Source organism: Parapedobacter soli (assembly GCF_025460835.1).
In the GTDB taxonomy this organism is placed as follows: Bacteria; Bacteroidota; Bacteroidia; order Sphingobacteriales; family Sphingobacteriaceae; genus Parapedobacter; species Parapedobacter soli.
Map to the genome: position 1 here is coordinate 1 of NZ_JAMXAY010000173.1, position 338 is coordinate 338.

At 50.3% G+C, this 338-nt stretch carries 1 protein-coding gene; it reads right to left on the reverse strand.

What is annotated here, in order from left to right:
* Window positions 1-338 (reverse strand): hypothetical protein (locus NGM62_RS22075; protein ID WP_262250463.1); only part of this gene is annotated, 338 nt, incomplete at both ends.

Consider the following 338-nt stretch of genomic DNA (forward strand, 5'->3'; position numbering starts at 1 on the left):
GTAGCCCACTCCAGATCACCGTCCTCGTTCGTGATCAGCATCGAGTTAGCGTCGCCTTCAATAATCGTGATCTCGAAAGGATCGCCTTCCGTGCCGCTGCCCGTCACCGTGATGAACTCGTTGTCCTCGAAGTTCGTGTTGCTGTTGACAATAGTCGTCAAATAATCCTCAAAGGTCTCGTAAAAATTGTCGTTAACCGTGATCCCCTCGTTGACAATATCGTTGTAGATCTCCTCGAAGTTGTTGATGACGGACTCAGGTACGTCGATGATAACGCCAAGCGACTCGACAGGGTTGCCCTCCTCGTCAAACGCACCCTCGTTGAAATACGTATAGGT